Genomic DNA, 10,718 nt, shown 5'->3' with positions numbered 1-10,718 from the left:
GTATTTTTTAGTTATTTTTTGTTTATTTTTGGCTGTTTTTACTATATTTGAATTATATTTGTTTTTAACTTATTTTTTTATTTTAATTTTTATTGTTTTTTAGTATTTTCTTATAATTTTTTTGTTTATTCTTTAATTTAGAATTAAAATGTTTATTTAAATTTTTTTATTAAATTTTATTTAATACTATAAAAATTTATTAATATGTTTTGTTAATAATTACTAATGTATACAAATTAGAAAATTTAAGTTTTAATATAATTTTTTTAATTATTCATTAATTTTTATGTTATATTTACTTTAGAATTTTTAATTTTAGGTTGTGAATTTTAATGGAATTGATAATAGCAAAATTCGGAGGAACTTCGGTAGGAAATGGGGCTAGAATTAAAAAAGCTGCCCAATCTGTAGTTAATGAGTTTATGAAAGGAAATCAAGTAGTTGTTGTAGTATCTGCTATTAATAAGACTACTGATGATTTAATTGAAGTTGCAGATGATGCTATTGGTGATAATATTTCACCTCAACAAATGGCTCAAATTTTATCTATGGGTGAAATGACTAGCACTCGTGTTTTTGCATCTACAATAGAATCATTAGGTGTAAAGAGTACTTTTGTAGATCCATATAGTGAAAACTGGCCAATTATAACTGATAATAATTCTTTAGATGCTAAAATTAATTTTAAGGCTTCTGAATTCCAGTCTAAAAAAATTAGGGAACTTTTAGATCAAGGGGTTATTCCTGTTGTTTGTGGTTTTTTAGGAAGAGGTCCAAATAATGAAATCACTACTATTGGTAGAGGTGGAAGTGATGTTACTGCTTTCTTCTTAGGTCATGCACTTAAAGCTAGTGAAGTTGTAATTGTTACTGATGTAGATGGTGTAATGAGTACAGACCCTAGGAAAATTGCAGAAGCTGAAAAATTAGATGAAATTTCAGTTGAAGAAATGAGAGATATTGCAGTTCATGGAGCACAAGTTTTACATCCAAATGCATTAAAATTTAAAGATCCTATGATTAAAGCTAAAATTATTAGTTTTGAGAAAGGTGATTTATCTGATAAAGGTACTGAAATTATTGGTCCTTTTGAAGATAATTTATTAAAATCTGCAGTATTATATCCTGAAGAATTATCTATTATTGCTGTTGTTGGGGAACATATGATAGAATCTAAAGGATTACTTGCTCAACTTACAAATATTCTTGCAGAAAATGATATTAACATATATGGCATATCTGCTGGTGAAAATTCTATAACTGTATTTGTAACTAAAAAAGATTCTGATAGAGCTTATCATTTATTACATAGATTAGTTGTTAATACAGATATTCTTAGTTCACTTTCTATTGGTAAAGATATTGCTATGATTACTGTTGTAAGTCCTGAATTTACTGTTGAAACTCCTGGAATTATTTCAGATATTATTCGACCTTTACGTAAAAATAATATTAATATTGTAGAAATTTCATCTTCACAAACAGCAATTATTATATTTGTTGAATGGAAAAATGGTAAAAGAGCTCTTGAACTTATTAAGGAGGTTTTAAATTGAGTTTTGAAGGAACCGCTGTTGCAATGTTAACTCCTTTTACATCTGATAATAAAATTGATGAAGAAGGATTTAGAGAAAATATTGATTTTTTAATTGAGAAAGGAGTAGATGGTTTACTTGTTGCTGGAACTACTGGTGAATCTGCGACTCTTACACATGAAGAACATAGAGAATTAGTTGAAATTTTAATTGATCAAGCAAATGGTAAAGTAGCTACTATTGCTGGTGCAGGTAGTAATTCTACAGATGAAGCATTAGGTTTAACAAAATTTTCAGAAGATGCAGGTGCTGATTATGTACTTGTAATTACTCCATATTATAATAAACCACAACAACATGGTCTTGTAGAACATTATAAATATATTAATGATCATTCTGATATTCCTATAATTGCTTATAATGTTCCTTCACGTACTGGTATTGATATGGCTTCTGAAACTATTTGTGAACTTGCTAAATTAGATAATGTTACTGATTTAAAAGAAGCTAATCCTAGTCTTGATAAAACTAATAAAACATTTTCATTACTTAAAGAGAATGATCTTCAAGATGATATTACTATTTTATCTGGTAATGATGGTCTTACTCTTCCTTTAATGTCAATTGGTGCTAAAGGAGTAGTAAGTGCTTCAGCTAATGTTGACCCTGTAAGAATGGTTAAAATGGTTGATTCTATTTTAGATGGTGATTTTGATACTGCTAAAGATCTTCATTATCAAATGTTACCTTTAATTGATGCATTGTTTATTGAAACAAGTCCAGCACCAGTTAAAGCAGCATATAAAATGATGAACAGACCTGCAGGACCTTTAAGATTACCTCTTGCACCTATTAAAGAAGATTCAAGAAAAGTTTTAGAGAATGTTCTTAAAAATGATGGATTTATTTAATTAAAATTTATTTTTAATTTTTTATTTTATTTTTAAATTTTTATAATATTTTTATTAATTTATATTAAACTTAAATTAAAAAGGAGATTATTAAACATGATTAAAGTTGCTGTTACTGGAGCTGCTGGAAGAATGGGTTCTGGTATTGTTAAAAGAATTACTGAACAAGATGATATGGAAGTAGTTGCTGCTATTGAGATTCCAAATACACCTCTTGAAGGTAAAGATATTGGTGTTCAAGTAGGTATTGATGAATTAGGTGTACCTATTACTGGTTCTGAAAATCTTGAAAAAACTTTAAAAGAAACTAAACCTGATGTTTTAGTAGATTTTACTATTGTTAATGCTGCAGCTCAAACCATTCAAACTGCTACTAAATGTGGAGTAAATATTGTTGTTGGTACTACTGGTTTTAGTCCAGAACAAGTTGAAGCTAATACTAAAGCTGTTGAAGATAATAATGTTAAAGCTGTTATTACTTCTAATTTCTCTATTGGAGTAAATGTATTTTTACAACTTATTAAAGATTTAACTCCAATTTTAAGTGATTATGATATTGAAATTATTGAAGCTCATCATAATCAAAAAGAAGATGCTCCTTCAGGAACTGCTGTAACTGCACTTGAAAATATTACAGAAGCATTAGGTAGAGATCCTAATGATGTAGCTGTATATGGAAGACATGGTCATGTTGGAAAAAGAACTAAACAAGAAATTGGAGTACATTCTATACGTGGTGGAGATATAGTTGGAGACCATACTGTACTTTATGTTGGTGATGGTGAAAGATTAGAAATTAAACATATGGCACATAAAAGAGCAGTTTTTATTGCTGGAGTAATTCGTGCTATTAGATACATACCTAATGCTGAAAAAGGTAAAATATCTTCTATGTCCGATGTTTTAGGATTTAATTAGGTACTTTCTAATTTAAATTATTATTAAAAGATTTTTATTATTTTATTATCTTTTATTATATTTTTTTAGGGATTTTTTGTTCTTATTAAAGTATTTTTTTAAGAAGATTTTGTCTATTATATTTTTTAGGGATTTTTTGTTCTTATTAAGGTATTTTTTTAAGAAGATTTTATCTTTTATTATATTTTTTTATTTTAATAAATATTTGAGTTGATTAAATGGTAAATGTAGGTATTCTTGGTGCTACTGGAATGGTAGGACAAAGATTTATTCAAATTTTGGATAAACATCCTGATTTTGAAATCACAGCACTTGCTGCTTCTTCAAGATCTGCAGGTAAAACTTATGAGGATGCAACAACTTGGTATTTAGATGAATCTATGCCAGAATCAGTTAAAGACATTGAAGTGTGTGAGACTAGTCCTGAAGCAATGTCTAATGATGTTGAAATTTTATTTTCATCACTTCCAACTGATTTCGCTGCTAAAGTTGAACCTCAATTTGCACAAGATTATATTGTAGCATCTAATGCTAGTGCAATGCGTATGGTTCCTGATGTACCTCTTGTTATTCCTGAAGTTAACCCTGAAGCTTTAGATTTAATTGAAGTACAACAAAAAAATAGAGGTGGGGATGGTTTTATTGTAACTAATCCTAATTGTTCAACAATTGCATTAACTTTAACTTTAAAACCAATATATGATAAATACAATATTAATAAAGTTTATGTTTCTACTATGCAAGCAATTTCTGGTGCAGGTTATAATGGTGTTCCTTCTATGGCAATAGTTGATAATGTTATTCCATATATTGGTAATGAAGAAGAAAAAATGGAAACTGAAACATTAAAACTTTTAGGAAGCTTCGATGGTAAAGAAATTAAAGATGCTGATTTTAGTTTATCTGCTTCTTGTCATAGGGTTGGAGTTGTAGATGGACATACTGAGGCTGTTTTTGTCGAACTTGATAAAGATGAACCTATTGATGAGATTAAACAAACAATGGCTAATTTTAAAGCTTTACCTCAAGAATTAGGTTTATATTCAGCACCTAAAAATCCAGTTATTGTTAAAGAAGAATCTGATCGTCCTCAACCTAGATTAGATAGAGGAGCAGAAAATGGAATGGCTGTTACTGTTGGTCGTGTTAGAAAAGACAATGTTATGGATAATAGTTTTAAATATGTTCTTGTAGGTCATAATACTATCCGTGGTGCAGCTGGTGCTTCAGTATTAAATGCTGAACTTATTAATGCAAAATTCCTCTAATTTAATATTATTATTTTCTTCTTTTTTTCTTAAATTTTTCTATTTTACTTATTCTTTATTAGTTTTTCTTAGTTTTTTGTAATTAACTTTAAATATAATTAAAATAAATAATATTAATAGTTAATTCTATAAAAGTGATATATGTTATTATTATAATATTGTTTTAAAATTTTAGTTTATAATTCTTGAATAAATTTTAAAATTATAATTAATTTCACTATATTAGAACTTTTATTATCTATAGGTTTTTTAAATTTTTATTAAAATTTAAAGTTTTTTAAATAAGGTTTTTTGGGTATTAAAATGGCTTTTACGAATGATGAGACTGAAACATTACAAGCATTAGTTAGATCTTGTCTATTAGAGATAAATAGGTTAAAAACAGATTTAGCTGCAGCTGAAAAAGAACGTGTCGATTTAGAAAATGATAAAGTTCGAATTGCACATGATGAGACTATCAATAGATTAAATGCACAGTTATCTCAAAAAGATAATGAGTTTGCTATTTATAAAAATGATGTTCAAGATAAATTTGATGATTTAAGATCACAGCTTTTTGAAAAAACTGAGGAATTAAATGTTAAAAATAAAATCATCATGGATAATGAGAATCTTATTAGTAATCAGGATGAAAAAATTCGTAAATTAAGTGATTTTGATGCTAATATTAAATCAGTTAGAACTGCTATTGAAGATGATATTTCCTCAATTAAATCTTCTCTTGAAGAAGTTTTAAATGGTTTCAAAGAAGGCGAAGAATTAACTGATGAAAAAATTAAAGAAAAATCTGATATTATAGACCAAAAAAATTCTGAAATCAAATCATTATCCAAAAACATTGAAGAATATAAAATTCAAGTCTTAAACCTTCAAAACCAAATTGACTCTAAAGATAATTTCATTGAATTAAATGATAAATTATCAATTGCTAATCATAGATTAAAAGAAAAAGAAGCAGAATTAAACGATTATAAAGAAGATTCTGTCCTAAAAACCGATTATGATGAATTAATTAAAAAAGTCAATAACCTTAATGATTTAATAAAATCTAAAGATGAAATTATTTTAGGTTTAAAAGATTCTAATAGTAAAATTCAAAGTATTCAAAATGAATTAGATCATACAAAAGAATTACTTGATTCTAAAACTCATGAATTAGAAACTATGAATAATAACATGTTTTCTTCAGAAGATTATATGAATTTAAAAGCTGAAGTTAACTCATTAAATACAGTTTTAAGTTCTAAAGAATCTGAACTTCAATCTTTAAAAGAAAATTCCATATCAAAAAATGATTATGATTCTTTAAAAGAAAAATATGATGAATTAGAAGAGAATTATGTTCCTAAATCATCTTATGAGGAATTAGGTAATGAATTGCAAGTTATTCGTGATGGTACTGTTGATAAAGATAAATATGAAAAAATATTAAAAGATTTTGAAAATTATAAAAAAGTTGCAATACCTCATGAAAAATATGAAAATCTTCAAAATGAATTATCTCATTTAAAAGATTCTTCTGTTTCAAAAGAAGATTATACAAATATTGAACTTGAGTTATCTAATATTAAAAATTCTTCTTCTGAAAAAATCCAAAAGTTAGAAAATGAATTAAATAATATTAAATTAAATTCAGTTTCTAAAGAAGAATATGATAGGGTTAAATCAGAACTTGATTCTACTAAAGAAAGAGTTTTAAATAAAGATAATGAAATTGCATCTGTTAAAAATAGTACAATTGCTAAAGATGATTTCAATAAAATTCAAAATGAACTCAATCAAGTTAAAAGAACTTTATCTGATAAAAATAAACTTATTGAAAAATTCAGTAAAACTACTGTGGATAAATCAGAATATAATAAATTAGTTAAAGAGGTATCTCTTAAAGATCAAAAAATTGATCGTCTTGAAAAAATTAAAGATTTATTTACTGAACTTGAAGCTAAAAATAATGCTGATAGTGAAAAAGTTGAAAAACTTCAAAATAAAATTAAAGATATTGAATCTGGTAGTAATGATGAATTAATTAAAGAAAATGAATCTCTTAAAGAGGAAATTCAATCTAAAGATGAAGATATTGAAAGACTTAAAGAAATTGAAACTTTATATCATAAATTAATTATTCCTCCTAAAAATGATTTAACTTCTTTCCAATCACAAGTATTTAATTTAATACCTGATGAACCATCAACTGCTGAAGAAATTCATGAATATATTAAAAGAGTAGCTTTTGATAAGATTTCTCTTAAAAGTATTGAAAATATATTGAAAAAATTAATTAGAAAAGGTTATATGAAATCTGAGGAAGATGGAGATAAAGTATTATATACTAAAATAGTAGATGATATTACTACTGATGATTCCTAGAAATAATTATTTTTCTTTACTTTTTTATTTATAAACTAATTTTTTCATTATTTTTATTTTTTAAGCTTCATCTCAATATATATTTTCTACTAAATATTTAATAATTAATTTTTAAGATCATATATTATCTAATTTTTTAAAGTTAATAAAATCTATTTTTTGTTTTTGTAATTTTTATAAAAAAAGAGGTATTTTAATTTTTTATTAAACTTTTTAAAAATTAATTTCAGAATAAATATTTTTTTAATTAATTAAATTATATAAAAATAGCATAATTATAAATAGTTATTATTTTAAGAAGATTTTCTTAAAATTAATTTAAACTATTATAATTTATTAAAAAGAATAAATAACATTATGTTGTTTATTGGAAAAATAAAATATTTTTCTTAAAATAATAATAAGTAATTTCATAAATTTTGATTATTTAAATTATTATTAAATTTAAATTATATGTAATGCTTCTAACATTGATTGTAATCCTAAAATAAAGATTGCTAAACCACCAATAAATTCAATTGCATCTGCGTGTTTAATAGCAGCAGCAGTACCATAATTTCCAATGAGTAACCACATAATTACGAAAATTAAACTTAATCCACCTAAAATAATTGGATTAACTCCTGCAGTAACTCCTTGTGAAGCTAATACTAAGTTTTCAATGTTTCCAAAGATTATTAAACCTAAAAATGGGGTAATTTCTTTCATTGACATTTTAACACTCCTATTCTTTTTTATCTCCAATTACATGGGTTGCTTGAAGCATAGATTGTAATCCTAAAATAAAGATTGCTAAACCACCTATGAAATCAATTGCGTCTGCATATTTAATAGCAGCAGAAGTAGCAATGGTACCTATTAATAACCATATAATAACAGCAATAATACTTATTATACTAAGTTTTTTAACATCTGCACCAGCAACTACACCTTGAGATGCTAGAATTAAGTTTTCAATGTTTCCAAAGATTAATAATCCAAGGAATGGTATATATGCACTTAAATCAAACATTTTACTCATCATCCTATATATTATAATTATTTTTTTTAGATGAAAATAATTTTATTAATATATTTTTATTACTCTATTTTAGAGTAAATAATATTAAAAAGGAATTGGACCTTTTTAAAATCACCAGATTAATATTTATTTAATTTTATTATTCTAATTAAATATTTATACCATAATTCTATTTTAAAATAATATAAATTGAATATAAATAAATATTTTCTATTTACGACTTAAGTATATAACTTTATTATATTTAAAGTTTGTTATAAATTATGTATATGATTTATACAATTGTTTGTTTTTTGTTTTAAAATTTATTAGTTTTTAATTATTTTAATAAAATTTTAGTATTTTATTTTCTTTAATTTTAAAATTTTAAATAATTTAATAATTTTATTTTAATTTTTAAGCGTTTTTATATATTTAATATATTTTCTATTTTTTTCATATTTTATTGAAACTTTTTTTCAAATTGTATTGTTTTTTTATTAAAATATTTTTTTCTTTAAGTTTTACTATTGAAAATAGAAAACTTTATATATTAATAAAGATAATAGTATAATGTTGTATGAAATTAGTACAATGAATTATGCGGTGTTAGTCCAGCCTGGTTTAAGACTCTAGCCTGCCACGTTAGAGACCCGGGTTCAAATCCCGGACGCCGCATTGCATCCGTGGTATAGTCTGGTTATTACTTTGGCCTTCCAAGCCAAAAACCCGGGTTCGAATCCCGGCGGTTGCATATTTTTTCTGATTTTATTTTTATATTTTTTTTATTTAATTCAATTTATTTTATTAATTTTAAATCTATATACTAATTTTTTCGTGTTTATATTTTATATAAAATTTAAATTTAAATTAATTGAATTTTTAATTATTAAATTATTATATTTATATAAAATTGATCTAATTTGTTTTTATATAGGATTTAGTATTTTTTTAATTAGAAATAATTTATAAAAATAGTTTTTAATTTATTTAAATAATTTAATTTTAAAAAAAAGTATTTAAATATGCAATTAAATTGCATATTAATTTTGTTTTACTGTTTTTTTACCTGGAAGTATAGTAACAATAATTGGACATACTACAAGTATTATTGCAATTATTCCTTCAACAAGTGCAGATATTAAATTACTACTTGTTATTAATCCATATACTCCATTTGCCCATAAACTTATGAAGATTAATGGTATTGCATATTTAATAAGATATGTCCACCATATTCCTAAATTATGTTTTGAATAATTTTTATTTAGGATAGCTAATATTTTATTAGTATTATATAACCATCCAAATGTTATACATTCTAATATAATTCCAAATAATACTGCGAATTCATTAAGGAATGAATCAGCTATAGTTAATAAATAACTTCCTGTTTTTGTTGCATATACTATGGATATTGCAAATCCAATAATACAAAGTACAGTTACAACTTTTTGTCTTTTTATACCAAATTTATTGCTTATACCATAAGATTTAGGTTCAAGTAATGATATTGTTGTTGTAACTCCCGCAAAAAATACACATAAGAAGAATATTGGTCCTAATATATATGCAAAGTCGCCCATTACATTAAATATTGTTGGAAGTGCTATGAATATAAGTCCTGATCCTTGAGTTACTAAACTATTAAGTGCTTGACCTTGATTTAATGACATGAATCCAAGAATTGAAAATATACCTATTGCTGCAAAAAGTTCAAATCCACAGTTTGCAATAGTTACTATTATACCATTTTTAATAAGATTTGTATCTTCTGGAAGATAACTTGTATAAGTTGATGCAACTCCCCATCCTAAACTTAAGGAAAATAGGATTTGTCCTGCAGCTGCAAGCCAAATTTTAGGATCTGTTAATGCTGTCCAATTTGGTGTAAATAATGCTGTATATCCAATTTTTGCACCAGGTAAATTAAGTCCATAAAATACTACTATTGCCATCATTATGATTAAGGAAGGAATTAATATTTGACTATATTTTCCAATTCCATTATTAAGGTTTTGATGTGAAATATACCATATTATAGACCAAATTACCACTAAACTTATTGCAATTGGCCAAACAATACTTGTAATTCCTGCTAATGATGTTGTACTTTGTAGAACTCCAACTGTATAAAATGCATTAGGATTTGCTCCCCATCCTTTAGTAAAACTGAGTAATAAGTAAATTAAGTCCCATCCTATAACCACTACATAGTATGTTAAGATTAAAAATGAAGTAAAACATATAAACCATCCTATTACTTCTAGTTTACTTTTTACTTTTTTAAACATTTCTGGAACAGCAGATTTAAATTTGTAACCTACTCCATATTCTAAATATAAATAAGGTAGTGCCATGAATATAATTGAAATAAGGTAAGGAAGTAAAAATGCTCCACCTCCATTACTATATACAACATAAGGGTATCGCCATATGTTCCCAAGACCTATAGCAGATCCTATCATAGCTGTGAGAAAGCTTAAACTACTCTTCCATTGATTTTTGTTATGTTCCTCTTTCTCCATATTTTCACCTAAGAATATTAAAAGAATATTCTTATAATTTTTCATACTATAAAATTTTTGTTGTTTGTGATTATTATATTTTGTTTAATTTCGCTTAATTTCGATATTTTTAAATAATTTTTTTAATTTTATAATTTTTTATAAATTTTAAAAATTAGTATATTTTTATTAGAATTAATATTTCTTTATAT

At 24.8% G+C, this 10,718-nt stretch carries 8 protein-coding genes and 2 tRNA genes; 7 read left to right on the top strand and 3 right to left on the bottom strand.

Features of this window, described 5'->3' with window-relative positions; all coding sequences use genetic code 11:
- The first annotated feature begins 332 nt into the window (after positions 1-332).
- The 5 genes from BGI41_RS04325 to BGI41_RS04305 all read left to right on the top strand — a co-directional run bounded on the left by BGI41_RS04325 (position 333) and on the right by BGI41_RS04305 (position 6,999).
- Entirely contained in the window at positions 333-1,556 is a 1,224-nt protein-coding gene (locus BGI41_RS04325) for an aspartate kinase (RefSeq protein WP_088539006.1), read from the top strand.
- Positions 1,553-2,446, top strand: coding sequence for a 4-hydroxy-tetrahydrodipicolinate synthase (dapA, locus tag BGI41_RS04320; RefSeq protein ID WP_088539005.1), 894 nt, complete (start codon positions 1,553-1,555; stop codon positions 2,444-2,446). Before BGI41_RS04325 ends, dapA begins: the two co-directional genes overlap by 4 nt.
- A gap of 96 nt (positions 2,447-2,542) precedes the next feature.
- Positions 2,543-3,364: a 4-hydroxy-tetrahydrodipicolinate reductase gene (gene dapB, locus BGI41_RS04315; RefSeq protein WP_088539004.1), complete on the top strand. Its 822-nt coding sequence runs from the start codon at positions 2,543-2,545 to the stop codon at positions 3,362-3,364.
- A gap of 218 nt (positions 3,365-3,582) precedes the next feature.
- A complete protein-coding gene (gene asd, locus BGI41_RS04310; RefSeq protein ID WP_088539003.1) occupies positions 3,583-4,632 on the top strand; it encodes an aspartate-semialdehyde dehydrogenase in 1,050 nt (349 codons plus the stop codon).
- Positions 4,633-4,935: 303 nt separating this feature from the next.
- A complete protein-coding gene (locus BGI41_RS04305) occupies positions 4,936-6,999 on the top strand; it encodes a hypothetical protein (protein WP_143744786.1) in 2,064 nt (687 codons plus the stop codon).
- 444 nt (positions 7,000-7,443) lie between these two features.
- Here BGI41_RS04305 and BGI41_RS04300 read toward each other — a convergent pair whose 3' ends face one another.
- Positions 7,444-7,713 (bottom strand): hypothetical protein, encoded by a 270-nt coding sequence (locus tag BGI41_RS04300; protein WP_088539001.1) that lies wholly within the window; start codon positions 7,711-7,713, stop codon positions 7,444-7,446.
- Between the two features lie 10 nt (positions 7,714-7,723).
- Positions 7,724-8,011, bottom strand: a complete 288-nt coding sequence (locus BGI41_RS04295; protein WP_088539000.1) for a hypothetical protein — start codon at positions 8,009-8,011, stop codon at positions 7,724-7,726.
- A 591-nt stretch (positions 8,012-8,602) separates the two neighbouring features.
- On the opposite strand from BGI41_RS04295, the gene BGI41_RS04290 reads away from it, so the two are divergent.
- Positions 8,603-8,677 (top strand) — tRNA-Gly (locus BGI41_RS04290).
- Positions 8,678-8,679: 2 nt separating this feature from the next.
- Positions 8,680-8,753 (top strand) — tRNA-Gly (locus tag BGI41_RS04285).
- 289 nt (positions 8,754-9,042) lie between these two features.
- On the opposite strand, the gene BGI41_RS04280 is transcribed toward BGI41_RS04285, so the two are convergent.
- Positions 9,043-10,527, bottom strand: a complete 1,485-nt coding sequence (locus BGI41_RS04280; protein ID WP_088538999.1) for a sodium-dependent transporter — start codon at positions 10,525-10,527, stop codon at positions 9,043-9,045.
- Positions 10,528-10,718 lie beyond the last annotated feature (191 nt).

It is taken from the genome of Methanobrevibacter sp. 87.7, assembly GCF_002208625.1.
In the GTDB taxonomy this organism is placed as follows: domain Archaea; phylum Methanobacteriota; class Methanobacteria; order Methanobacteriales; family Methanobacteriaceae; genus Methanarmilla.
The sequence above is the reverse complement of the archived record's forward strand: the minus strand, read 5'-3'. Positions and strand labels throughout refer to the sequence as shown.